Source organism: Streptomyces sp. NBC_00996, from assembly GCF_045162675.1.
GTDB lineage: Bacteria > Actinomycetota > Actinomycetes > Streptomycetales > Streptomycetaceae > Streptomyces.
Genome location: NZ_CP108723.1, coordinates 2022529 through 2046886 on the forward strand (window position 1 = coordinate 2022529; position 24358 = coordinate 2046886).

Below are 24358 nucleotides of genomic sequence, written 5' to 3' on the forward strand. Positions count from 1 at the left end.
GCCGAATTTCCTCAGCGGCCGAGCGATCGAGCGATCGGGAAATCGCGAGATCGAGCGAGCGATCAGGGATCGAGGCCGTCCCCGGCCCGCTCGTCGAAGATCCGCATCGCCTTGGCGGTCACCGGGCCCGGCGCGCCCGCGAGTTCACGAGTGTCGACCCGGTGCACGGCCTGCACGTCACGCAGTGTGGAGGTCAGGAAGACCTCGTCGGCGCGCTCCAGGACATCCAACGGCAGGTCGGTCTCCTTGGCTCCGGTCCACTCGACGGTCAGCGCGCGGGTGATGCCGGCGAGGCAGCCGGAGCCGACCGGTGGCGTGTGGATCTCGCCGCCGAGGACGACGAAGACATTGGACCCCGTGCCCTCGCAGAGCTGACCGATCGTGTTGGCGAACAGCGCCTCGGACGCGCCGTGTTCGCGCGCACGGGCCAGGGCGACGACGTTCTCGGCGTACGAGGTGGTCTTGAGGCCGGTCAGCGCGCCGCGTTCGTTGCGGGTCCAGGGGACCGTGACGACGGCGGTGGAGTCGGGGCGCCGCGAGCACTCGCCGAGGGCGACGACCAAGGTCGGGCCGTGCTCGCCGCGGTCGGAGCCGAGTGGCCCGTGACCGCCGGTGTACGTGATCCGCAGCCGGCCGAGCGGCATCGGGTTGGCATCCATGACCGCCGCACAGGCGCGGCGCACCTCGTCGAGGTCGGGCTCGGGCAGGCCGAGGCCGCGGGCCGAGCGGGCCAGCCGGTCGAGGTGGCGGGTCAGCGCGAACGGCCGCCCACCGACCGCCTTCACGGTCTCGAAGATGCCGTCGCCCACGGTCAGTCCGTGGTCGAAGACGGAGACGCGGGCGGTCTCGATGTCCTGCAACCCACCGTCGAGCCAGATCTTCACGTAAGGGTCCCTCCACTCGCCTCGTACGCTCCCGACGCTACCGCGAGCAGTCGCGCGGCCTTCAGCTCGGTCTCCCGCCACTCGCCCTCGGGGTCCGAACCCCAGGTGATACCGGCGCCCGTCCCGAACCGCAGCACCCCTTCCTCCCGGTCGATCCAGAAGGTGCGGATGCCGACGGCCAGCTGTCCGGTGCCTCGGTCGGCGTCGACCCAGCCGATGCCCCCGCAGTACGGGCCGCGGGGCGCGGTCTCCAGGGCCTCGATGATCCGCAGTGCGCTGGACTTGGGGGCGCCGGTGACGGAGCCGGGCGGGAAGGCCGCGACGAGCAGCTCCGGCCAGCCGACGCCCTCGCGCAGCTCGCCGTGGACCGTGGAGACGAGATGGACCAGGCCCGGATGCTTCTCGACGACGCACAGGTCGGGGACGGTGACGGTGCCGGCGGCGCAGACCCGGCCGATGTCGTTGCGGACGAGGTCCACGATCATCACGTTCTCGGCGTAGTCCTTCTGCAGAAGGTCCGCCTCGGTGCGTCCGGTGCCCTTGATCGGGCCGGACTCGACAATCCGGCCGTCGCGGCGCAGGAAGAGTTCCGGGGAGGCCGTGGCTGTCTCCACACCGTGCGCGGGCAGCCGGATCGTTCCTGCGTAAGGCGCCGGGTTGCCTCGGGCCAGCAGCGCGGTCAGCGCGTCCACGTCCGCGTCGGGCGCGATCGGCGCGGAGAGTACCCGGCAGAGGTTCGCCTGATAGACCTCGCCGGCCGCGATGTGCTCGCGGATCCGGCGTACGCCCTCGGTGTACGCGGCGCGCTCCAGGGACGACCTCCAGTCATCGGGCGCCGGTCCCCGCCACTGCCCGGGCACGGGCTCGGGCACGGGCTCCTCTCGTACGTCCCGGAAGCGGGCGCAGATGAGACGCCCCTCGAAGTCGGCCGAGACGGCCCAGAAACCGGTCGAGTCCAGGGCCGCGGGGTCGCTGGTGACGTCGAGGAGACCGGTGGCGACGAGGCCACCGAAGCGGGCGAGAGGAGGGAGGTCGAGCACGCAGTCGAGTCTATGGCGGGTGACCTGCGGGTGCCCCGACCATGTCCTTGGGCGGACAGACCGCAGCACGCTGCACAAACGCGTTTTTGTGCTGGCCCCGGAATCCGCTAGAGTTCAACACGTCGCCGGGACGCGCAAGCCGAACGGAAACGACAAGCGGACGTAGCTCAGTTGGTAGAGCGCAACCTTGCCAAGGTTGAGGTCGCCAGTTCGAACCTGGTCGTCCGCTCGCAGGAAGTGGGGGATCTTCCCGAACCCCTACGCTCCTGGTGGAGTGGCCGAGAGGCGAGGCAACGGCCTGCAAAGCCGTCTACACGGGTTCAAATCCCGTCTCCACCTCCAAGGACGATTAGCTCAGCGGGAGAGCGCTTCCCTGACACGGAAGAGGTCACTGGTTCAATCCCAGTATCGTCCACTGGATCTTCCAGCACGTACGGCAAGATCCGGACCCGCGCGATTAGCTCAGCGGGAGAGCGCTTCCCTGACACGGAAGAGGTCACTGGTTCAATCCCAGTATCGCGCACGCAGTACCGGCAGTACGCGTGGCTCAGGCCGCGTGACCTGCGCGATTAGCTCAGCGGGAGAGCGCTTCCCTGACACGGAAGAGGTCACTGGTTCAATCCCAGTATCGCGCACCAGCCGAAGCCCCCGGCCGTCTCGTACGGTCGGGGGCTTCGTCGTGTCCATGGCTGCGACCTGTGTACGACGAAAGGGCCCCTCCGCCGAGGAAGAAGGCCCCTTCGGTCGTTCAGCCTGTTCGGTCGTTCAGCCTGTTCGGTCGTTCAGTCCGTTCAGTCCGTCAGGACGAGAAGAGCATGTGGCCGAAGCTCTTGTGGCGGTGGTGGCCGCCGTAGTGACCGCCGTGGCCTCCGTGGCCGCCGTGCTGCGGGGCGCCCCAGGCGGGCGCGGGGGCGGAGGGGTACGCCTGCGGGGCGGCCGGGGGCGGCGGCGCGGGCTGCTGCCACTGGGACTCCAGGCGGGTCAGCGCCTCCAGCTCGCCGTAGTCGAGAAATATCCCGCGGCAGCCGCTGCACTGCTCGATCTGGACGCCATTGCGGTTGTACGTGTGCATCGGCGCATGGCACTTCGGACACTGCATGCTCGGCTCAACTCCTCGCCGGTCGGTACTGCTTCCGCCAGGACAGACTCCGCCCGGCTTCGGTCGGTTGCACCTTACGTCGCGAAACCGTGCGCCAACTCGGGCGGGACGGTGCCCATTCGGTCACAGGCATCGATCACGGCCTGCTGCATCTCGTCCAACGGATGCCCGGCAGCGACGGATTTGGCGATCGCCAGGGCCGCCGTCTGCACGGTGAGGGCGCGGGCCGCGACGTCCAGAGCGGGCCAGGGGTCGCCGGCGGCGGGGACGGCCGGGCCACCGGCGCGCTGGTAGGCGGTCAGGAAGCGCAGCCATGCGTCGGGCGGGAGCAGGCCGCAGGCGTACCAGGCGGCGGGGCGGGCCAGGTCCCAGGCCGGGGCGCCCACGCCCAGGTCGTCGACGTCGATGAGGAGCCAGCGGCCGTTCGGCTCGGGGAGGCGGACGAGCTGGCCGAGGTGCAGGTCGCCGTGGCACAGGGTCGTGGCGTCCGGCATCGGGGCCTCGGCGCGGGCCCAGGGCGGAAGGCCGGCCCAGGCGCGCAGGACCGGGGCGGCGGCCGGGTGCGGGCCCGCCGTCCGGAGCCGGGCGATCGCTCGGGCCGCCTTGGCGGGGCCGCGCATGGGCGGCAGGCCGTGCGGCGCGGGGGTCCGGTGGAGGCGGGCCAGCAGGCTGGCGGCGGCCTCCCAGGGGGCCGCTTCGGGGTTCTCGGGATCGACCGGGCTGCCGTACGGCCAGAGGGTCACCAGGCGGCCGTGGAGGGCGACGGGTGTGCGGGTCAGCGGGGACAGGAGGACGCCGGGGAGTTCGGCGGCGACGGACAGGCGGGCGGCGAGTTCCGCGGGGGCCGCGTCGGGGGCGTGCGCTTTGGCGACGGTGTCGCCGTGGCGGACGACGGTGCCGTCGTCGCGGTCGGCGAGGACCGTGTCCTTGGTCCCGCAGGGGCAGGGGCCCGGCACGGGGTGGACCGCGCCGCGCACCTTGGCGGTGAGTGCGGGCAGCAGGGTGTCTGCGGTCACGGGTCCCCCTGGGGTGTACGGCGTCCGGGGTGAGCGTACGCAGGTGGGGGTGGGGTACCCGGCGGGGGGCACTGGCGTGGTGGACGGTACCCGGCGCGGGTGGGGGGACTGGCGTGGTGGACGGTACCCAGCGCCCGTGAGAGGCACCCGGCACAAGCGCTGAACTCGAAGGCGGTGCGCTGCCCGGCGCCTGCCAGGTGCCGACATAGGCGAAGGACCCCAGCGCCCGTGAGAAGCACCCGGCACAAGCGCTGAACTCGAAGGCGGTGCGCTGCCCGGCGCCTGCCAGGTGCCGACATAGGCGAAGGACCCCAGCGCCCGTGAGAAGCACCCGGCACAAGCGCTGAACTCGAAGGCGGTGCGCTGCCCGGCGCCTGCCAGGTGCCGACATAGGCGAAGGACCCCAGCGCCCGTGAGAAGCACCCGGCACAAGCGCTGAACTCGAAGGCGGTGCGCTGCCCGGCGCCTGCCAGGTGCCGCTGCGCCCACCCGTGCCGCCTCTGGCGGCACGCATGCCCTCAGTTGGGAGGGGAGGTCCGCCGCCCGGCCGCGCGACTGCCCGCAGCTGGAGGGGGCCGCCGCGCGACTGCCGACAGCCGGCACGGGAGGACCGCCCGGCCGCGCGACTGCCCGCAGCTGGGAGGGGAGGGGCACCGCCCAGCCGCGCGACCGCCCGCAGGTGGGACGGGAGGACCACCCCGGCCGCGCGACTGCCCGCAGCTGGAGGGGGCCGCCGCGCGACTGCCGACAGCCGGCACGGGAGGACCGCCCGGCCGCGCGACTGCCCGCAGGTGGGACGGGAGGACCGCCGCGCCGCTGCCCGCAGCTGGGACGGGTCTGCGGGCAGTGCCTCGCTGGGCCTGAGTAAAAAATGCCCGCGCAGCTCCCCAGCTGCGCGGGCATTCTTTGTGCCGTCCGCCGCACCCCCGTCCCCACGGGGTTTCATGGCCGGATGTCCCCGCCCGGACCGCTCTTCCGGGCCTGGGGCGCCGCTCAGCGCCCCAGCATCACGCCCACGGACGACGCTTGTGTGACCACCGCGTCCCAGCCGCCGAAGACGACTACGAGCAGGGCCGCCAGGGGAAGGACCATCGCTGTCGCCACCAAGGGGTGGCGCCGGCCCTGGCGGCGGGTGCCGAACGCGAAGCCGTACGCCTTGCGTCCCTGCGTGCGGAGAGCTGTCCGCGGTGCCGTGTGGGCCATGGTCCCTCTCCTGACCGAGCTTCTGTTGTGGTTGGCAGCGGCGGGTGTCTGACCTCGGGGGACGAGTGCTGCACCCGCCGCTTGACCTCAAATCTAGGCCCGCGGCGGCGGTGGGTCGTCATGCCCTCGTACCGATTGGCGGGCCTCCCGGAGGATGAGCGATGACCTGCGGAGTACTCCCCTGGGTGGAGATGAGGACCTAGGTCTCAGGGTCTTCCCGGAGGGGGCGCCCGGTGTGCCCCGACTGTTCCGAGCTGTCCTCCCTGGGTACCGGCTGCTCGACCAGCGCCAGCACCCGGGTCGCCATGAAGCGGGCGGTGCGCACCACTGATCCGCTTCGCGTGACTTCGCTCACTTCCACGACACCTCGGCGTACCGCCGTCTCCACTCGGCGGCCCGCCCTGCTCGCCACCACCTCGTACGTGCGCGTCGTGTCCCCGGCGTCCACGACTATCTCGACACGGTCACCCTTCACGGGCCCAATCCCCCTTCTGCGACGGATGGTTGGGATCACAGGCAGCCCAAAGCCGTCCTGTTCACACGCTCCCTGACCACCTTTCAAGTTTCCCACCCGGCACTGACAATCGATCGGGCCGAGAGGGCGCGGCCTCTGCGCGCGCTCGGCCGCGGAAACGTAAGCTGTGGCTCGTCAAACGGACCGGGCAGCGGGGATGGACATGGCGATGATGCGCCTGAGGCGCGAGGACCCGCGTGTCGTCGGCTCGTTCAGGCTTCACAGACGGCTCGGCGCGGGCGGCATGGGCGTGGTCTACCTGGGCTCCGACCGGCGTGGCCAGCGGGTCGCGCTGAAGGTGATCCGACCGGATCTTGCGGAGGATCAGGAGTTCCGGTCGCGGTTCGCACGCGAGGTCTCGGCGGCCCGCCGCATCAGGGGCGGATGCACGGCGCGGCTCGTCGCCGCCGATCTCGAGGCGGACCGGCCGTGGTTCGCCACGCAGTACGTACCCGGGCCCTCCCTGCACGACAAGGTCGCCGAGGAAGGCCCGCTGTCGGCCGCCGATGTCGCCGCGGTCGGTGCCGCCCTCTCCGAGGGGCTCGTCGCCGTGCACGAGGCCGGTGTCGTCCACCGTGATCTCAAGCCGTCCAACATCCTGTTGTCCCCGAAGGGGCCGCGGATCATCGACTTCGGCATCGCCTGGGCGACGGGCGCCTCGACGCTCACGCATGTCGGTACGGCCGTCGGCTCCCCCGGATTCCTCGCTCCCGAGCAGGTGCGCGGGGCCGCCGTCACCCCGGCCACGGACGTCTTCGCGCTCGGCGCCACGCTCGCATACGCGGCGACCCAGGACTCGCCCTTCGGGCAAGGCAGTTCCGAAGTGATGCTCTACAGGGTGGTGCACGAGGAACCCCAACTGCACGGTGTGCCGGACGCCCTGGCTCCACTCGTCCGGGCGTGTCTGGCGAAGGACCCCGAGGAACGGCCCACCACCCTCCAACTGTCCCTGCGGCTCAAGGAGATCGCGGCCCGCGAGGCGCAGGGCATGGCGGATGTACGGCCGCCCGCGCCGCGCACGGATCCCGACCGGCCGACGGGCCGACTGGCCGAGCAGTACGCCGAGCAGCGCACCCAGCGGCGTCCGCAGGGCACTCCCCCACCGCGCACGGGCGGGACGAACGGCGGCACGAGGTCGGCTCAGTCGGGTGCGCGCCCCACGCCCGCACGGAACACAGGCCGCTCCGGCAGCAGGCCGGCGCCCCGCAGCGGTGCCGGGCGACCGGCGCCCCGAACGACCGGCACCGGTCGGCGGCCCGCCAACCCGCGACTGCTGCGCCAGCGGCTCTTCGTGTTCGTCGTGGTGACGCTGCTCGTCGCGCTCGGCATCGCGGCGGCCCAGGGGTGCCAGGGACCGGCGCGGGGGCTCGACGACGGCGGCACCACCCACAAGGGCGTACGACAGGAGCAGTCGTACGCACCTCTGCCCACCAGGGGCCTGATGTCCCAGCAGTACCGGAGTGAGATCCGCAAGGACGGCTGAGCGGCCCGGGGAAGTGGGGTGCGTTTCCGCGTCGTCCGGTGCGGTGCATCGGCGTGCTGCCGTATCGCCCTCGTACTGGATGTCCTTGGGTGATGTGGCAGTGCGGCGAGGTGCCGTGCCGGGCGGCGTGGGCGCGTGCCTCACTTCCCCGAGGCCGCTCAGCGCCCGGGACGGTCGCCCGTCAGGACATCAGGGCTGCGGGCGGCCCGTCGCCACCGCGTAGAACGCGACCGCGGCCGCCGCGCCCACGTTGAGCGAGTCGACGCCGTGGGCCATCGGGATGCGGACCCACTCGTCCGCCGCCATCAGGGCCTTCGTGGACAGACCGTCGCCCTCCGCGCCGAGCATCAGCGCGACCCGGTCCATGCGGTGCGGGGCCGCCTCGTCGAGGGACTTCGCCTTCTCGTCCGGGGTGAGCGCGAGCAGGTTGAAGCCGGCCTCGCGGACCGTCTCCAGGCTCTTGGGCCAGGAGTCGAGACGCGCGTAGGGGACCGAGAAGACCGCCCCCATGGAGACCTTCACGGAGCGGCGGTAGAGCGGGTCCGCGCAGTCCGGGGAGAGCAGGACCGCGTCCATGCCGAGAGCGGCGGCGGAGCGGAAGATCGCGCCGATGTTGGTGTGGTCGTTGACCGACTCCATGACGACGACGCGGCGCGCGGACTGCAGGAGTTCCTCCGCCGTCGGCAGCGGCTTGCGCTGCATCGAGGCGAGCGCGCCGCGGTGCACGTGATAGCCGGTGACCTGCTCGGCGAGGTCCGGACTGACCGCGTAGACCGGAGCCGGGAGCTCGTCGATGACGTCGCGCATGACATCGACCCACTTCGCGGACAGGAGCATCGAGCGCATCTCGTACCCGGCGTCCTTGGCCCGTCTGATGACCTTCTCGCCTTCGGCGATGAACAGGCCCTCGGCGGGTTCGCGCTTGCGGCGCAGCTCCACGTCGGTCAGGCCCGTGTAGTCGCGCAGACGCGGGTCGTCGGGGTTCTCAACGGTGATGAGATCGGCCACAGGGTGATACTGCCTTGTCCTGGGTGCGGTGCCAACGGCTGGGAACGAGTTGGGTTACCCGTGGTTACTCAGAAGCCTTGTGCGGGCTCTGCACGCCCACGTTCACGACCTCGCCGATGACGATCACCGCCGGCGGCTTCACGTCCTGCGTCCGTACGGTCTCGGCGACCGTCGCCAGGGTCGCGTCGACGCGGCGCTGCGCGGCGGTCGTGCCCTCCTGGACCAGGGCGACGGGTGTGTCGGCCGGCTTGCCGTGCGCGACGAGGGTTTCGGCGATCTTGCCGATCTTGTCGACGCCCATGAGGACGACGAGCGTGCCGCGGAGCTTGGCGAGGGACGGCCAGTCGACGAGGGACCGCTCGTCGTCGGGGGCGACATGGCCGCTGACCACCGTGAACTCGTGGGCGACACCGCGGTGTGTGACGGGAATGCCGGCCGCGCCCGGGACCGAGATCGAGCTGGAGATGCCGGGGACGACCGTGCAGGCGATGCCCTCCTCGGCGAGCGCCTGGGCCTCCTCCATGCCGCGGCCGAAGACGAACGGGTCGCCGCCCTTGAGTCGCACGACGGACTTGCCCTGCTTGGCGTGCTCGATCAGCGCGTTGTTGATGGCCTCCTGGGCCATGTAACGGCCGTACGGGATCTTCGCCGCGTCGATCACCTCGACGTGCGGCGGGAGTTCGGCGAGCAGGTCGCGCGGGCCGAGGCGGTCCGCGATGACCACGTCGGCCTCGGCGAGCAGGCGGCGGCCGCGGACCGTGATCAGGTCCGGGTCGCCGGGGCCGCCGCCGACCAGGGCGACGCCGGGGGTGCGGGTGCGGTGGTGCGGCGCCACCAGGGTGCCGTCGCGCAGACCCTCCACCACTGCGTCGCGGATCGCCGCCGTGTGGCGGGGATCCCGGCCCCGGGCTTGCGTCGTCAGGACCGCGACCGTCACGCCCTCGCTGTGGCCCGTCGCCGGGGTCCACGCCGTCGCCGCGTCGGCGTCGTCGGAGCGGACGCACCAGACGCGGTGGCGCTCCGCTTCGGCGGAGGCCTGGGTGTTCGCCTCGTGATCGCTGGTCGTGATCAGGGCGTACCAGGCGTTGGCCAGGTCGCCTTCTTCGTACGGGCGCCTCGTCCAGGTGATCTCACCCGCGTCCGCCATCGCCTCCACCGAAGGGGTGGCCTCCGGTGAGACCAGGTGGATGTCCGCGCCTGCCGCGATGAGTGCCGGGAGGCGGCGTTGGGCCACCTGGCCGCCGCCGAGGACGACTACACGGCGGCCGATGAGGCGGAGGCCTACGGGGTAGGCGGGGTGTTCGGCCATAGCGGTGCGGCTCCCTCGTGCGGGGTGGTGCGTAGGCGGGGCCTCTACGGCTCTGGAGTGGCCCCTGACGTGGGGATTTTATGGTGCGGGCTCGGTGGGGGCCGGGGTGGGTGGGGGTTCTTTCCCCAAGCCCGCCCCTTCCCGAAACCAGGGGCTCTGCCACCGGGCCTCGACAGTGCGGCCCGGTGGGGCGGGCTGTGCCGACTCGTTCCGCCCTGCGGAACGAGTCGGCACAGCCCTTGTGCCTACTTTTCCGTTACCCCTGCCGAATCGAAGGTCGCCACCTCGTGCATCGCCCGTGCCGCGCTCTGGACCACCGGGAGGGCCAGGAGCGCGCCTGTGCCCTCGCCCAGGCGGAGGTCCAGGTCGACCAAGGGGCGCAGGCCCAGCTTGTTCAGGGCCGCCACATGGCCCGGTTCCGCGCTGCGGTGGCCGGCGATGCAGGCCGCGAGGACCTCGGGGGCGATGGCGCGGGCCACGAGGGCCGCGGCGCCGGCGCTGACGCCGTCCAGGATGACCGGCGTACGGAGGGAGGCACCGCCCAGGAGGAGGCCGACCATGGCGGCGTGCTCGAGGCCGCCGATGGCCGCGAGGACGCCGATGGGGTCGGCGGGGTCCGGCTGGTGGAGTTCGATGGCACGGCGCACGACCTCGGTCTTGCGGGCCAGGGTCTCGTCGTTGATGCCGGTGCCCCGGCCCGTCACCTCGGACGGGTCGGTGTCCGTGAAGACCGAGATCAGGGCCGCCGACGCCGTGGTGTTGGCGATGCCCATCTCGCCCGTCAGGAGGGCCTTGTTGCCCGCCGCCACGAGGTCCCGGGCCGTTTCGATGCCCACCTCGATGGCAGCCGTGACCTCTTCGCGAGTCATCGCGGGGCCCGTCGTCATGTCGGCGGTGCCCGCGCGGACCTTGCGCGGGAGGAGGCCCGGGGTCGCGGGCAGGTCGGAGGCGACGCCCACGTCGATGACACAGACCTCGGCGCCCACCTGGTTGGCGAACGCGTTGCAGACCGCGCCGCCGCCCAGGAAGTTGGCCACCATCTGGCCGGTGACCTCCTGCGGCCAGGGGGTGACGCCCTGGGCGTGCACGCCGTGGTCGCCCGCGAAGATCGCGACGGCGGCGGGCTCCGGGATCGGCGGTGGGCACATCCGCGACAGGCCCGACAGCTGCGCGGAGATGATCTCCAGCATGCCGAGCGCGCCCGCGGGCTTGGTCATCCGCTTCTGACGCTCCCATGCCTCGCCGAGCGCCTTGGCGTCGAGCGGGCGGATGTTGGAGACCGTCTCGGCGAGCAGGTCGTGCGGCTCCTCGCCGGGCAGCGCGCGACGGCCGTACGTCTCCTCGTGCACGACCCACGACAGCGGGCGGCGCTTGGACCAGCCGGCTTGCATCAGCTCGGGCTCGTCCGGGAACTCGTCGACGTAGCCGACGCAGAGGTACGCCACGACCTCCAGGTGCTCGGGCAGGCCGAGGGCGCGGACCATCTCGCGCTCGTCGAAGAAGCTGACCCAGCCGACGCCGAGACCCTCGGCGCGGGCCGCGAGCCAGAGGTTCTCGACCGCGAGCGCGGAGGAGTACGGGGCCATCTGCGGCTGGGTGTGGCGGCCCAGGGTGTGGCGGCCGCCGCGGGTCGGGTCCGCGGTGACGACGATGTTCACCGGGGTGTCGAGGATGGCCTCGATCTTCAGTTCCTTGAACTGCTTCGCGCGGCCCTTGGGCAGCGACTTGGCGTACGCCTCGCGCTGGCGCTGGGCGAGTTCGTGCATGCTCCGACGGGTGTCGGCGGAGCGGATGACGACGAAGTCCCAGGGCTGGGAGTGGCCGACGGACGGCGCGGTGTGCGCGGCCTCCAGGACACGGAGCAGCACGTCGTGCGGGATCGGGTCGCTGCGGAAGCCGTTGCGGATGTCGCGGCGTTCGCGCATCACGCGCAGCACCGCCTCGCGCTCGGCGTCGTCGTAACCGGGGGCCGCGGGGCCGGTGGACTCTCGTACGTCTGCCACTGCGGCCGTGCTCTCTTCCTGGTCGGCGACCTGGGTGTCCAGGTCGTCCGCTTGCTGTGCGACTACGGGTTCCGGGTCCGCGGGGAGCGGCTCCGGTACGGGGGGTGTCTCGGTCTCGGTCTCGCCCTGCGGCTCGCGGGGCGCCGGCACGACCGCCGGAGCGACCTGCTCCGCTTCCTCGACGGAAGTCTCCGAGGGTTCCTCCGCGGCCTCCTCGACCGGGGCGGGCGCCACCACGATCATCTCCTCCGCGGGCTCCTCGGCCGGGGGCTGCCCCTCCGCCGGGAGGGGCGGCACGGTCATGGCCTGCGGCGGGGTCGGGGCCAGGTGCGGGGTCGTCGGCACCTGGCCCTCGACAGGCACGAACTGGCCGAGAGACTGGTCCGCGTGGGGCTCCAGGGGAGTGTCCGGGAATCCGGACGCTCCTGCCGCGTCGCCGCCGGCGGCACCGGGGAAGCTCTGCTCGCCCTGGGGCCGGCCCGCGGATGCCTGTGCGGCCTCCGCGTGGGCGGCCACACCCACCGGGACACCGTGCAACGCCTCGGCGGCACCGGTCTCCGAGAACGCGGCCGGGTCCGGGAACTGCTCGACCGGGAAGGCTTCGAGGCCCGGGACCGCCCGGCCGTGCGAGGCGTCCACCGAGAGCACGGCCTGCGCGGGCTCGGGAGCGTGCACCGCGGCTGCCGCGAGCGGTTGCGCAGCCTCCGCGTGGGATGCCGCGTCCGTGAACTGGGCGGCCGGTTCCGGGATATGGACACCAGGGTCCGACAACTGGGCGGGCTGGGCGGAGAACCGGGCCGCCGGCTCGGCCTGTTCGGCTCCGTGTGCGACCGGGTCGGCGGGGGCCCGGTCCGCGCTCTGCGGCGGGGGCACGGGCGCTGCCTGCGCACCCTGCTCGGATGCGAGGTCCGGCACGGGGGCGAGGTCCGGAGCCGGGGCAAGGTTCTGCGCGGGCGTGAAGTGCTCGCCGTCCCACGGGATCTGGGACTGTGCGACATCGGGCGCGGCTGTCTGGGCGTCGCCCGAGTGTCCGACGTATCCGGTGTCGTCCGTCGCCTGGAGGGCGTGCAGCATCCCCGGGGCCGCCGGGAAGGGCGTCGCGTCCGGAGTCCGCGGATCCGGCGGGACCTGCGGATCCAGCGAGCCGTCCACCGTGGCCGCGGCCTCGGGAGCCTGGGCGCCCGCCTGTTCCTGGAGGGCGAGCGGGACCTCCGGAGCCTGGCGTGCCTGCGCCGGGGCCTCGGCGGCCTCCGGGATCCGGGGATCGTGCGCGAGCCCCGGGACCTCGGCGGCCTCCGGAGCCTGCTGCGCGTCCACGAACTGCGGCGCATCCGCGACCTGGTCCGCCTCGGGGACCGTCCCGGACTCGGTGGCCGACACGGGCCCGGTGGCCGACACGGACCCGGTGGCCGACACGGACCCGGTGGCCGGTACCGACCCGGTGGCCGGTACCGACCCGGGCGTCTGTCCCGTCTCCGGGACGACCGTTTCTGCAGCGCCCACCTCTGAGGCCACGGGCGGAGCGCCCCACGGCACCGCGCCCTGCGGCGGGGTCTCCCCGAACTGCGACACATCGAGGTACTCGGGCCCTACCGTCGGCGGACCCGCGTGCCGTGCGGGAATTACGGGAGTGGCGGGCACAGGAGCGGTGGGGGGGACCGGCGCACCCGCAGGGCCGCGGTCGGCCAGCGAGCGCACCGGGCTCGCGGAGCCGTCCGGCGTCGGCGGGCCGAGGTGCAGCGGGCGGCGCTGCGGCATCGGCTGCGGGGCGGGCGCCGCGTTCGGCATACGGACACCGCCGAGGTCGACCGAACCGCTGTCGCGTCCGGCCATCTCGTGCGGGCCCGGCTCGTGCGGGCCCGGCTCGTGCGAACCCGGCTCGTGGACGAATGGCATCGGGGCCGGCGGCGGCACCTCGTTGCCCCACGCGCCCTGCGCTCCCGGCGCGCCCGGCATCAGGAGCAGGTCGTCGTCCTCGGCGGAGTTCTCGGAGGGGTCGAGGAAGGTGTACGCGCCCGGCGCGGTGACGCCCGGCTGCTCCACCATGCCTGCGTTCTCCGGCAGTCCCTCGCCCGGGACCTGGCCGGTGTCGGTCATGCGTACCCCTCGCCCATCGGTTAGTGCTTCCAAGTCCAGCTCGCCCGGAACGGCGCACCGACCGCCCCACTGTGAAGAACGAGCGTGCGTGCCCAGCGGCACGAACGACCGGCCAACAAAGACGACAAAGCCACTTACTGGCATTGTCCCGGTCATCCCGCCTTCGCGACACCTTGATCCGCGAGGGCCCGCTGTGGACTGCGCCACGTTGCGCGTCCTCCGGTTCTGCCGTACCACACACGCCTCAAAACGGGCGCGCTTTCCGGACATTGACCGACGAAAGGCCGATCACCCAGGAGCGGTACAACGATCGGCCAGCCTACCGCGCGCAGTACGACAACAGGATCACGGGGCACGATCCGGCAGACGGCCGCTGAGCAGGAACGCGACGCTCCGTTCCTTCTCCGTCCAGGCCCTTGTATCGAGTTCGACGGACTGAATGAGGGCGCACTCGACCTCATAGCCGTGCTCCGTCAGGTCGCGGCCGATGAGTTCGGCCGCGTCGCGGGTGGCGGCGTGCGTCACGATGCGCTGCGGACGGCGGTCGGCGACGGCCGAGACCACCGCCGCTCCCCCGCCCCCGACGCGTACGACATCGGGCTCGGGCAGGTTCTCGAGAATGTGCGGCGCGGCGCCGTGCACGATCTGCACCTGGACACCGAAGCGGCGGGCGCAGTCCTCGGTGCGGGCGCAGGAACCGGGGTTGCGGTCGACCGCGATGACGGCGGCGCCGGCGCGCGCGGCCTCGGTGGCGAAGGCGCCGCTGCCGGAGCCGATGTCCCACACGAGGTCGCCGACGCGCGGGCCCAGGCGGGCGAGTTGGGCGGCGCGCAGCAGATCCGTTTCTCCTTCGCCGAGCGCACCGCCGTACGCCTCGGCGGGCAGCGCCCAGCCGCGCGGCCCGTTGCCCGGGTCGCGTCCGGCGATCCAGCCGCCGCCCTCGGCCGCGGCCCTGAAGGCGCCGATGACGATGACGACATTGGGGTCGCGCCAGGTGTGGTCGGCGGCCTTGTCGGAGGTGACGACGGTGACCTGTTCGCGGGCGGTGCCGAGTTCCTCGCAGATGACGAAGGTGCGGTGCACTCCTTCGAGGAGCAGACCGAGTTCGGCGGGGCCGGCGCCCGGCGAGGTGAGAACGGCGACCTTGGTGTGGGCGCGGCACACATTCACCGCGCGTCGCAGGGTGCGGGGGTGTGCGACGACCACCTGTGCGTCGTCCCAGGGCATTCCGGCGCGGGCGAAGGCGGCGGCCACCGAGGAGACGGCGGGCACCACTTCGACCTCCAGGCCGAACTCGGGGCCCCGCAGGGTGCGTACGACACCGAAGAAGCCCGGGTCCCCGTCGGCGAGGACGACGGCGGTGCCCCGGTGGTTCGCAATCCGGCGGGCGGCGAGGGAGACGCTGCCGAGGCGGATGCGCTCGGCCGCCCGGGGCACCTCGGGCAGCGCAAGGTGGTGGGCCGCGCCGGCCACCAGCGTGGCGGCACCGAGTGCGGAGCGCGCCGCGGCGGTCAGCGGCGAGCCGTCCCAGCCGATCACCGTGACCCGGTCGGCCATCGTCGTCAGTCTCCAGAAGGTTTTCGCAGGTCGTCAGGGGCCAGCCCGAGAGCGGGCTCCGTGAGGGTACCTGGTACGGCTGGGCAGTGCCGTGACGGGCTCCGGCACGTGGGAGCGGTCCCGCGGATTCAGGTAGGCGATTCCAGGTTCCCGGGGCGCGGCTCCCGTTGTTCTCAGTTCCAGTCGGAGAACGACGTGAAACCACCGGTGTCGGCGAGTTGCTCACCGACGCCCTCGAGGTCCTCCGGCAGGAGGCTCCACACGATGAAGTCCGTACGCAGATCGACCCAGGTTCCGTCCTCGGTGCGGGTGCGCGCTATACAGGCGTTGCGCAGCACGCCCTCGCTGATGCAGCCGATCTTCTGGGCGACCTGCTGCGAAGCGGTGTTGTCGGCCGCCGTACGCAACTCGATCCGCTCGAACTTCTGGTCTCCGAAGAGCCATTGGGCGGTGGCGAGCGCCGCCTCGGAGGCGTAGCCCTCGCCGCGCGCCCACGGGGCGATGATGTACGAGAGTTCGGTGGACCGCACATGCCAGTTCGTCTTGCCGAGCTGGATGACGCCGACCAGGCGCTGGGTGAGGAACTCGGTGACGGCGAGGTCGAGTCCGCGGCCCTGCGCGCGTTCCGTGGGCGCGTACTCGGTGATCCAGGTGCGGGCGCCGTCCTCGGTGAAGGGCTGCGGCACCGATGTCCAGGCCGCCACCATCTCGTCGTTCATCATCTCGGCCAGGGCGGGTACGTCGTCCTCGTCGAGCGCACGCAGGACCAACCGCTCCGTGCTGATGGAGATGTCGGGGAAGGTGCTCGTCATGCGCCGCTCCGTAACCTTCGGGGACTTGGGGCCCGCGGAATCCTTGGGGCCCGCTGAACTGCCCAGCATGCAGCATGAAAGCACTGAACTGCACCACGGGGTCCACTCCAAGTGATGGAGTGGACCCCGTGCGGTGACCAAGGGCGCGTCAGCCGGAGGTGACCGGCAGGACCGACTAGAACGACGGGATGACGGAGCCGGCGTAGTTGTCCTGGATGAACTTCTTGACCTCGGGCGAGGTGAGGAGCTCGGCCAGCTTCTTCACGCGCGGGTCGTCCTCGTTGCCCTTCTTGACGGCGAGGAAGTTGCCGTACGGGTTGTTCTTCGCGGACTCCAGGACGAGGGCGTCCTTGGCGGGCTTGAGGTCGGCCTCGATGGCGTAGTTGCCGTTGATCACCGCGGCGTCGACATCGTCCAGGGAACGCGGGGTCTGGGCCGCCTCCAGCTCCTTGAACTTGAGGTTCTTCGGGTTCTTGGCGATGTCCGCGGGGGTCGCTTCGTTGCCCGCGCCGTCCTTGAGCGTGATGAGTCCGTTCGCTGCGAGCAGCTTCAGGGCACGGGCCTCGTTGACGCTGTCATTGGGGACGGCGATCGTCGCACGGCTCTTCAGGGCGTCGGCGCTCTTGACCTTGTGGGAGTAGAGGCCGAGCGGCTCCAGGTGCACCGTGACGACGGGCACGATGTGGGTGCCGTTCTTCTTGTTGAAGTCGTCGAGGTACGGCTGGTTCTGGAAGTAGTTGGCGCCCACGGAGCCGTCCTCGGTCGCCGTGTTCGGCGTCACGTAGTCGGTGAACTCCTTGACCTCCAGGTCGAGGCCCGCCTTCTTCGCCAGGTTCTTCTTGACGAAGTTCAGGATCTCGGCATGCGGGGTCGGGCTCGCGGCGACGACCAGCGGACCGCTGGTGTCGGAGGAGGCGGAGTCCTTGTCCGAGCCGCAGGCGGTGAGCCCGAAGGTGAGGGCTCCGGCGGCGAGGACGGCGGTGGTGATCTTGGCGGTGTTACGCACGAAAAGTGCCTTTCCTTATGGGTGGAGCGACCCCGTCTTGGGTGGTACGGGGAGTTCGGGGAGGGGGGTCAGGAGACCTTGCCGGCCTCGGCCGTGGCGACTTCGGCAGTCGGCGTCTTGGCCTTCAGCAGCCTCAGCTTCGGCGCGGCACCGGAGTGCCCGCCGCGCCGGTGCAGCCCGCGGGCGGCATAGTCGCCGGCGAACTGGATGACGGAGATGACGACCGCGAGGATGGCGACCGTGATCCACATGAGTCCGGTCTCGAAGCGCTGGTAGCCGTAGCGGATCGCGATGTCGCCGAGGCCTCCGGCGCCGACCGTGCCGGCCATCGCCGAGTAGCCGATGAGGGCGACGATCGTGGTGGTCGCGGAGGAGATCAGCGACGGCAGCGACTCCGGTACGAGGACCTTGCGGACGACGGTCCAGGTGTTGCCGCCCATCGACTGCACGGCCTCGACGAGCCCGCCGTCCACTTCGCGGACAGCCGTCTCGACGAGCCGCGCGAAGAAGGGGATCGCACCGATGGCGAGCGGCACGATCGCGGCCTCGCGACCGATCGTCGTCCCCGTGATCGTGCGCGTGAAGTTCATCAGCGCGACCATCAGGATGATGAAGGGCATCGAGCGGGCGATGTTCACGACCTGCCCGATCACCTTGTTCGCGACGACGTTCTGGAGGAGTCCGCCGCGGTCGGTGAGGACGAGCAGGATGCCGAGCGGGAGGCCGCCGACGATCGCGATCAGCGTGGACCAGCCGACCATGTAGAGCGTGTCCCAACACGCCTGGGACAGCAGCGGCTGCATCTCCGACCAGGTCACTTGGCACCTTCCTTCACCAGGACGGGCTCCTGGACCTGGATGTCGATCTGCAAGCCCTGCTCGCGCAGGAATCCGATCGGCACGACGTTGTCCTCGTAGCGGCCGGGCAGTTCGATGCGCATCCGGCCGACCTGCTTGCCCGCGACGGTGTCCATCGCCGCGCCCAGGATCGAGATGTCGATGTTGTACGTACGCGAGAGCTGCGAGATGACGGGCTGGGTGGCGGCCTCGCCGTGGAAGGTGACGTCGATGACGGTGCGGTCGTCGCCGGAGACGTCGCCGCTGACCGGGAAGAGCGCGGAGGCCAGTTCGGAGCCGGGCGTCGCGAGCAGTTCGCTGACGGTGCCGGACTCGACGATCCTGCCGTTCTCCATCAGCGCGGCCGAGTCGCAGATGGTCTTGACGACGTCCATCTCGTGGGTGATGAGCAGGACCGTCAGTCCCAGCTGCCGGTTCAGGTCGCGCAGCAGCTGGAGGATGGAACGGGTGGTCTCCGGGTCGAGGGCGCTGGTCGCCTCGTCGGAGAGCAGCACCTTCGGGTCGCCGGCGAGCGCGCGGGCGATGCCGACGCGCTGCTTCTGGCCGCCGGACAGCTGCGCCGGGTAGACCTTCGCCTTGTCGGAGAGACCGACGAGGTCGAGGAGTTCGAGGGCCTTGCGGCTGCGCTCCTTGCCGGAGACGCCGAGGATTTCGAGCGGCAGCTCGACGTTGTCCTGGACGGTGCGCGAGGACAGCAGGTTGAAGTGCTGGAAGACCATCCCGATGCGGCTGCGCGCCTTGCGGAGCTCCCGTCCCGCGCGCGGACCGTGGCCCGCGAGGGCGGTGAGGTCCTGTCCGGCGACGGTGACCGTGCCGGAGGTCGGACGCTCCAGGAGGTTGACGCAGCGGATGAGCGAGGACTTGCCGGCACCGGACTGGCCGATGACGCCGTACACCTCGCCTTCGCGGACATGCAGATCGACGCCGTCGAGGGCGGTCACTTCACGGCCGCGCGAGCGGTAGACCTTGGTGAGGCCCGTTGTCGTGATCACTGGGATTCCGTCACTGTCGAGTGCAGGGCGTGGGTGTGCGCCGGGCACGGGTGCATTCGGTCGGGAACGCGGCACGGTTCTCGCGATGGCGATGGAACCGGAGGGAACCGGGGGGAGAACTTGTGCGCGGGGCAGCCTCAGTCACGTACGCGGTACGGACAGGGCGCGGCGGTCTCGCTTCGGGGCGCGAGACCAGGCGGTGGTGCGGGGGCCCTCTAGAAGGCGCACATTCGACACATACAACGAGCACCGGGCGTCATGGTCGCCTCGGTCGCAAGAGTGCGGCTGCTCGTCGTGGTCATGGGATCAAGTAAAGCAGACCCACAGGAGGGGCCTACCACCGCTGTCCGAATAGCGGACAGCGGTGGACACCATTCAGCCTCGGGTGGAGATCTCCATCCCCTGGGCCGTGACCAGTACGGACAGGGCCGAGAGGTCCTTGACCACCAGGTCGGCGTTCAGCTCGTGGGCCTGGTGGGTTGTGGCCAACGCCACGGTGGTCATGCCCGCGGCACGGCCCGCCTGGAGACCGGCGGGGGCGTCCTCGAAGACGACGCAGCGGGCCGGATCGACGCCCAGTTCGCGGGCGGCCAGGAGGTAGGGCTCGGGGTCGGGCTTGCCGCGTGTGATGTCGTCGGCCGCGATCAGCGTCTTGGGACGGATGCCGACCTCGTCGAGCCGGGCCTCGGCCAGCCGCCGGGTGGCGGAGGTGACGACGGCCCAGCGCTCAGCCGGCAGGGTGTCGAGCAGCGCGAGGGTGCCGGGCAGCGCCTCGACTCCGCCCGGAACGTCCTCGACCTCCAGCTGCTCGATGCGCGCGAGGGCCTCGGGGACGATGTCGGCGGGCAGCAGGTCGGCGGCTATCTCGACGGCGGGGCGGCCGTGCAGTTCGATCCGGGCGAAGTCCTCCACCGTGATGCCGTACTCCTGCGCCCATCGGGTCCAGCAGCGGTCGACCGACTCAAGGGATGAGACGAGCGTTCCATCGTTGTCGAACAGCAGGGCTTCAGCGTGGATCTTCATGCCCTCGACCCTACGGGGGACCCCGGGGGTGCGGGCATCGGGTCTTTTGGCCCGTAATAGGGTCGCGGCATGCTTGATGCCCTGACGGTGGCGACCGCCGTCGCCGCGCTCGCGCTCGCCGCCTGGTGCGGCTGGGCCGCCTACCGTGATCAGCCCACCAAGGACTGGCACTTCATCGGCATGGCCGTGGTGTCGCTGCTCGCCGTGGTCCAGCTGGTGATCGGTATCGTCCAACTGGCGCGCGGCGAGAAGCCGGAGCAGGGCACGACGATCTTCGTGGCGTATCTGCTCGGCGCCTTCGCGTGCATTCCGGCCGCGGGTTTCATGTCGCTGGCGGAGCGCACCCGTTGGGGTTCGGTCACGGTGGCGGCCGGCGGCATCGTCCTCGCCGTCCTTGAGGTGCGGCTCTATGACATCTGGGGAGGCTGAGATGACGGCCACGGAGGAGAACGGGACCGTGCCTCAGGAGAAGAAGCCGACGGAAGAGAAGCCGGTGACAGAAGATCCGGCAGCGGGGAAGCCGACGGAAGAGAAGTCATCGAAGAACAAGCGGACGCGGCTCATCTCCGGCCCGGGCATGCTGCTGCTCTGGCTGTACGGCGTGATGGTCGTCGGCGCCGTCTCGCGCTCGGCGGTGCAGATCTCGACCGAGTTCGACAAGGCCCCGCTCGCCTATTCGCTGTCCGCGGTCGCGGGCGTCGTCTACGGCTTCATCACGTACTCGCTCGTGCGCGGTGGTGAGACGGCCCGCAAGGCGGCGCTGGTGTGCTGCGCCGCCGAGCTCGCGGGCGTGCTGACCGTCGGGACCTGGACGCTGGTGGAGCCGTCCGCCTTCCCCGACGCCACGGTGTGGTCGGACTACGGGATGGGCTATCTGTTCATCCCGGTGCTGCTGCCGCTGTCGGCGATGTACTGGCTGCGCAAGGCGCGTACGGCCGGTTCGGCAACCGCGGTTCGGTAACCGCGCATCCGGCAGCGGCTACGCGCTGGCCACGAACGCGCTCGCCTCGACGCCCTTCGCAAGGGTCACGAGGGTGAGCCGCTCGTCGACGCGCTCCTGGGAGACCGGGGCGTAGCCGTGCTTGCGGTAGAGGCGGAGATTGCGGTCGCTGCGGTGGCCCGTGAAGAGCTGGAAGGACTTGGCCGCGCCGTCTTCGCCGAGCCGGGCCTCGATCGCGGCGAGCAGGCGTCCGCCGAGACCGTGGCGCTGCATGCGCGGGTGGACGATGAGCTTGTTGATGCGGGCCGTGCCATCGGCGTCGACGGCGCCGCGGACCGAGGCCACCACCTCTTCTCCGAGCCGGGCCACCAGGACGGTGCCGGCCGCCAGCTCCGTCCTGAGGGAGTCGAGCGGCTGAGTGAGCGGCTCGATGCCGTAGTCGCCGTACAGCTCGGCCTCGCTCTGGTAGCAGAGGTACTGCAGCTTGAGGATCTGCTCTGCGTCCTGCTCGGTCGCCGCCGAGATGGTCACGCTCATGCCCATGTGTGCATGCCTCCCGCTCACCTGTTCCACCGGATGTCCCTCACTCCTATCCCCGCCGTCAGCGGGCCGCAACCTCCACCGTGAGCAATCGCCGCAGACATCCCAGACATCTGGAGCGTTCCGGACCAAGACTGCCCTGTGAGATACCCAACTCCCCTGCGATCTCCCGGTAGGTGAGGTCCTGTGGGGACAGCAGTGCCGCCATCAGGCTCGGGCAGCGGCCGGGCAGCCGTCGTACGGCGGCGTGCAGCGCCCGCCGGCGGTCGGCGGTCATCGCCGCCTGTTCCGGGCCGAGACCGCCTTCGTCGGCGGGTTCGGCGGCGTACGGCTGCTCAATGCGCGCCGTGCGGCGGCTGCGGCGGGCTTCGGAGCGCACGGCGCGGCGCAGCCAGCCGTGCGGATCGACGGGTGGGCCGTCGCTGTCGAGTCGCTCCAGGAGGCGCAGCCAGACCGCCTGTTCCAGGTCGCTCTGCTCGGCGCCGGACGCATGCGCCTCCGCCGAGGCCTCGGCGGCGAGGAGGGGGTGCAACGTCGCCACCATGTCGTGTGTCATATGTGGCACGACGCGGCCGCCCCGGCGCGAGGTTGCCGGGGCGGCCGACTGTCACCCCAATCGGGGTTGGTGGGGTCATGCGTTGACGCGGGTCATCCGTTGAGGAAGTCCGCGCGGGCTAGCAGCGCGGTGTCCGCGTTGTCGGAGAAGACACCGTCGATGCCGGTCTCGAAATAGGTCTGGAACGCGCCGAAGGCGTCGCCGTAGGCGGTCGGGTCCGTGCCCTTGCGGAAGTTCGCCGGCAGGAAGGGGTTCTCGTTGCGCATCGTGTACGGGTGCAGGACCAGGCCCCGCTTGTGCGCGTCGGCCACGAGTGAGGTCGGCGTGGTGAGGTTGCCGCTCGCGTCCTTCGGGATGATCAGGTCGAGGGTGGGACCGATGCCCTGCGCGTAGCCGGCGATCTCCCTGAGGCCCTTCGGGGTGATCAGGTCGGCGACCGTGCGCGGGTCACCCGCCTCGACGAAGTCCCAGGGGCGGCTGGTCGCGGTGGAGAGCAGGACGACCAGGGGGTTGTCGACGAGCTCGTTCAGCCGCTGGATGCTGGTCGGCTCGAACGACTGGAGGACGACCGGCGAGTTCCGCTTGTCCTTGCCGTACTTGTGCAGCAGCTTGGCCACCCGCTCCTCCAGGCCGAGGCCCAGCTTGCGGAAGTAGGTGGGGTGCTTGGTCTCGGGGTAGATCCAGACCTGCTTGCCGCGCTTGCGGGTCTGCTCGTCCTGCCAGCGGAGCACCTCTTCGAAGGTGGGGATCTCCCAGCGGCCGTTGTAGAGGGTGTTGTGCGGGCGGTTGGCCGGGATGCGCTCGACGGCGCGCAGGGTCTTCAGCTCGGCGAGCGTGAAGTCCTCGGTGAACCAGCCCGTCGTGGCGACCCCGTCGAGGGTCTTCGTGGTCTTGCGGTCGGCGAACTCGGGGTGCGCCGCGACATCTGTGGTCCCGCCGATCTCCGGCTCGTGACGGCACACGAGGTGGCCGTCCTTGGTGGGCACCAGGTCACCCGCCTCGACGATGTCCGCGCCCAGGTCGAGGGCCAGCTGGTACGACCCGAAGGTGTGCTCCGGCCGGTAGCCGCTGGCCCCGCGGTGGCCGATGATCGTCGGCACGGGCAGGCTCTTCAAACCGCCGCCTGCGTGCTGCGCGTCCGCGGCTCTCGCCGTGCCCGCCGTCCCCAGTGCCGCCACGCCCGCGCCGAGCACCGCCGCGCCGAGCAGCGCCCGCCGTCCGGTCCCGCGCGTCCGCTCGTCCGACTCCTGCGTTCCCATGAGCGCCTCCGTCGTCCTGTCTTCGCCAGTGCGGGCCGATCGTAGGGGCGCGCCCGTGACGGGCGGGAGACGCCGTCGAAAACACAGGGGTGACGCTGAATGTCGTACGAGGACAGATAGCTGACGACCCGTCGGCTTGCCCCGGACCGGATCGGGTACGCGGCCATTGGGCCGCCGAGCGATGTCGGGTACTCGCCCACTGGGCCTGACGGGCGATGTCCGTCACATCGTGGCGGTCACGTTACGCGCGGCCGACGGAGCGACACCGCAGGTAAAGCTGCGTCAACAGTGCGTAAGACCTCGGTGAACCCGATGTGCCCGATGTGCAATACCCCGGGGGGCGCGAGTATCGTCCTCACCTGCACAGACTTCATACCGATCCCTTGACACCGGAGGGCCCGTTGTCCCGCTTCGCGCTCATCAAGGCAGTGCTCGGACCGATCATGCGCCTGATGTTCCGCCCACGGGTGGAGGGCGTGGAACACATTCCGGGCGACGGTCCGGTCATCCTGGCCGGCAACCACCTCACGTTCATCGACTCGATGATCCTTCCGCTGGTCTGCGACCGGCAGGTGTTCTTCATCGGCAAGGACGAGTACGTCACCGGCAAGGGCTTCAAGGGCCGTCTGATGGCCTGGTTCTTCACCGGCGTCGGCATGATCCCGGTGGACCGGGACGGCGCGAACGGCGGTGTCGCGGCACTGATGACCGGCCGCCGCGTCCTGGAGGAGGGCAAGGTCTTCGGGATCTACCCCGAGGGCACCCGCTCCCCCGACGGCCGTCTGTACCGCGGCCGCACCGGCATCGCCCGGCTGACCCTGATGACCGGCGCCCCGGTCGTGCCGTTCGCGATGATCGGCACCGACAAGCTGCAGCCGGGCGGGGCGGGGATGCCGCGGCCCGGCCGTGTCACGGTGCGCTTCGGTGAGGCGATGGAGTTCTCGCGGTACGAGGGCATGGACCGTGACCGGTATGTGCTGCGTGCCGTGACCGACTCCGTCATGACCGAGGTCATGCGGCTGTCGGGGCAGGAGTACGTGGACATGTACGCCACGAAGGCGAAGGCCGCGTAGCGGACACCGCGGACCGCCACGGCGCCGTTGCGGGTCTGCCGTCGTTGAGCGACTGCGGGTCCGCAGCGGGCTGGTCGCGCAGTTCCC

At 71.2% G+C, this 24358-nt stretch carries 22 protein-coding genes and 5 tRNA genes; 9 read left to right on the plus strand and 18 right to left on the minus strand.

The genetic code is table 11. From position 1 onward, the window contains the following. Nucleotides 1-62: 62 nt before the first annotated feature. Nucleotides 63-884, minus strand: coding sequence for an aminotransferase class IV (locus OG390_RS09675; RefSeq protein WP_406166686.1), 822 nt, complete (start codon nt 882-884; stop codon nt 63-65). After that, nucleotides 881-1924, minus strand: coding sequence for a chorismate-binding protein (locus OG390_RS09680; protein ID WP_406166687.1), 1044 nt, complete (start codon nt 1922-1924; stop codon nt 881-883). Before OG390_RS09680 ends, OG390_RS09675 begins: the two co-directional genes overlap by 4 nt. Before the next feature lie 156 nt (nt 1925-2080). Between OG390_RS09680 and OG390_RS09685 the strand changes: the two genes are divergently transcribed. The 5 genes from OG390_RS09685 (at nt 2081) to OG390_RS09705 (ending at nt 2562) form a co-directional block, all read left to right on the plus strand. Continuing rightward, nucleotides 2081-2153, plus strand: a tRNA-Gly gene (locus tag OG390_RS09685). Nucleotides 2154-2192: 39 nt separating this feature from the next. After that, a tRNA-Cys gene (locus tag OG390_RS09690) sits at nt 2193-2266 on the plus strand. Between the two features lies 1 nt (nt 2267). Beyond that, nucleotides 2268-2339: transfer RNA gene (locus tag OG390_RS09695), tRNA-Val, on the plus strand. 36 nt (nt 2340-2375) lie between these two features. Beyond that, nucleotides 2376-2447, plus strand: a tRNA-Val gene (locus OG390_RS09700). A gap of 40 nt (nt 2448-2487) precedes the next feature. Beyond that, nucleotides 2488-2562, plus strand: a tRNA-Val gene (locus OG390_RS09705). 161 nt (nt 2563-2723) lie between these two features. Here the strand turns inward: OG390_RS09705 and OG390_RS09710 are convergent. The 4 genes from OG390_RS09710 to OG390_RS09725 form a co-directional block, all read right to left on the minus strand. Next, nucleotides 2724-3023, minus strand: a complete 300-nt coding sequence (locus tag OG390_RS09710) for a zf-TFIIB domain-containing protein (protein ID WP_399076410.1) — start codon at nt 3021-3023, stop codon at nt 2724-2726. A 74-nt stretch (nt 3024-3097) separates the two neighbouring features. Continuing rightward, complete coding sequence (locus OG390_RS09715; RefSeq protein ID WP_406166689.1) at nt 3098-4039, minus strand: aminoglycoside phosphotransferase family protein; 942 nt, start codon at nt 4037-4039, stop codon at nt 3098-3100. A 993-nt stretch (nt 4040-5032) separates the two neighbouring features. Beyond that, nucleotides 5033-5242: a hypothetical protein gene (locus tag OG390_RS09720; RefSeq protein ID WP_406166691.1), complete on the minus strand. Its 210-nt coding sequence runs from the start codon at nt 5240-5242 to the stop codon at nt 5033-5035. 199 nt (nt 5243-5441) lie between these two features. Next, the gene (locus tag OG390_RS09725; RefSeq protein ID WP_060902353.1) at nt 5442-5717 is read right to left on the minus strand and encodes a hypothetical protein; all 276 of its coding nucleotides are present in this window, start codon (nt 5715-5717) and stop codon (nt 5442-5444) included. Nucleotides 5718-5913: 196 nt separating this feature from the next. Here OG390_RS09725 and OG390_RS09730 point away from each other — a divergent pair, with 196 nt between their 5' ends. Further along, complete coding sequence (locus tag OG390_RS09730) at nt 5914-7239, plus strand: serine/threonine-protein kinase (protein ID WP_406177579.1); 1326 nt, start codon at nt 5914-5916, stop codon at nt 7237-7239. 189 nt (nt 7240-7428) lie between these two features. Here the strand turns inward: OG390_RS09730 and OG390_RS09735 are convergent, their stop codons facing one another. From OG390_RS09735 to OG390_RS09775, 9 genes are all read right to left on the minus strand, one after another. Next, nucleotides 7429-8247, minus strand: coding sequence for a TrmH family RNA methyltransferase (locus OG390_RS09735; protein ID WP_399076418.1), 819 nt, complete (start codon nt 8245-8247; stop codon nt 7429-7431). A gap of 64 nt (nt 8248-8311) precedes the next feature. Then, nucleotides 8312-9556 (minus strand): uroporphyrinogen-III C-methyltransferase, encoded by a 1245-nt coding sequence (gene cobA / locus OG390_RS09740; protein WP_406166693.1) that lies wholly within the window; start codon nt 9554-9556, stop codon nt 8312-8314. Nucleotides 9557-9801: 245 nt separating this feature from the next. Next, nucleotides 9802-13656 (minus strand): nicotinate-nucleotide--dimethylbenzimidazole phosphoribosyltransferase, encoded by a 3855-nt coding sequence (gene cobT / locus OG390_RS09745; protein ID WP_406166695.1) that lies wholly within the window; start codon nt 13654-13656, stop codon nt 9802-9804. A 345-nt stretch (nt 13657-14001) separates the two neighbouring features. Then, complete coding sequence (cbiE, locus tag OG390_RS09750) at nt 14002-15213, minus strand: precorrin-6y C5,15-methyltransferase (decarboxylating) subunit CbiE (RefSeq protein ID WP_406166697.1); 1212 nt, start codon at nt 15211-15213, stop codon at nt 14002-14004. Nucleotides 15214-15386: 173 nt separating this feature from the next. Further along, nucleotides 15387-16025, minus strand: coding sequence for a GNAT family N-acetyltransferase (locus OG390_RS09755; protein ID WP_406166699.1), 639 nt, complete (start codon nt 16023-16025; stop codon nt 15387-15389). Between the two features lie 175 nt (nt 16026-16200). Next, nucleotides 16201-17031, minus strand: a complete 831-nt coding sequence (locus tag OG390_RS09760; RefSeq protein ID WP_406166701.1) for a MetQ/NlpA family ABC transporter substrate-binding protein — start codon at nt 17029-17031, stop codon at nt 16201-16203. Between the two features lie 68 nt (nt 17032-17099). Continuing rightward, nucleotides 17100-17849 (minus strand): methionine ABC transporter permease, encoded by a 750-nt coding sequence (locus tag OG390_RS09765; protein ID WP_406166702.1) that lies wholly within the window; start codon nt 17847-17849, stop codon nt 17100-17102. Then, entirely contained in the window at nt 17846-18880 is a 1035-nt protein-coding gene (locus tag OG390_RS09770) for a methionine ABC transporter ATP-binding protein (RefSeq protein WP_406166704.1), read from the minus strand. Before OG390_RS09770 ends, OG390_RS09765 begins: the two co-directional genes overlap by 4 nt. 375 nt (nt 18881-19255) lie before the next feature. Then, the gene (locus OG390_RS09775; RefSeq protein WP_406166706.1) at nt 19256-19903 is read right to left on the minus strand and encodes an HAD family hydrolase; all 648 of its coding nucleotides are present in this window, start codon (nt 19901-19903) and stop codon (nt 19256-19258) included. 69 nt (nt 19904-19972) lie between these two features. On the opposite strand from OG390_RS09775, the gene OG390_RS09780 reads away from it, so the two are divergent. Next, complete coding sequence (locus OG390_RS09780) at nt 19973-20332, plus strand: hypothetical protein (RefSeq protein WP_189187955.1); 360 nt, start codon at nt 19973-19975, stop codon at nt 20330-20332. Between the two features lie 148 nt (nt 20333-20480). Beyond that, entirely contained in the window at nt 20481-20864 is a 384-nt protein-coding gene (locus OG390_RS09785; RefSeq protein ID WP_406177581.1) for a hypothetical protein, read from the plus strand. Between the two features lie 18 nt (nt 20865-20882). On the opposite strand, the gene OG390_RS09790 is transcribed toward OG390_RS09785, so the two are convergent. The 3 genes from OG390_RS09790 to OG390_RS09800 all read right to left on the minus strand — a co-directional run bounded on the left by OG390_RS09790 (nt 20883) and on the right by OG390_RS09800 (nt 23198). Beyond that, the gene (locus OG390_RS09790) at nt 20883-21386 is read right to left on the minus strand and encodes a GNAT family N-acetyltransferase (RefSeq protein WP_406166708.1); all 504 of its coding nucleotides are present in this window, start codon (nt 21384-21386) and stop codon (nt 20883-20885) included. A gap of 58 nt (nt 21387-21444) precedes the next feature. After that, entirely contained in the window at nt 21445-21939 is a 495-nt protein-coding gene (locus OG390_RS09795) for an RNA polymerase sigma factor (protein WP_406166710.1), read from the minus strand. A gap of 92 nt (nt 21940-22031) precedes the next feature. After that, nucleotides 22032-23198, minus strand: a complete 1167-nt coding sequence (locus tag OG390_RS09800; RefSeq protein ID WP_406166711.1) for a glycerophosphodiester phosphodiesterase — start codon at nt 23196-23198, stop codon at nt 22032-22034. Nucleotides 23199-23581: 383 nt separating this feature from the next. On the opposite strand from OG390_RS09800, the gene OG390_RS09805 reads away from it, so the two are divergent. Next, the gene (locus OG390_RS09805) at nt 23582-24271 is read left to right on the plus strand and encodes a lysophospholipid acyltransferase family protein (protein ID WP_369245295.1); all 690 of its coding nucleotides are present in this window, start codon (nt 23582-23584) and stop codon (nt 24269-24271) included. Nucleotides 24272-24358: the final 87 nt, after the last annotated feature.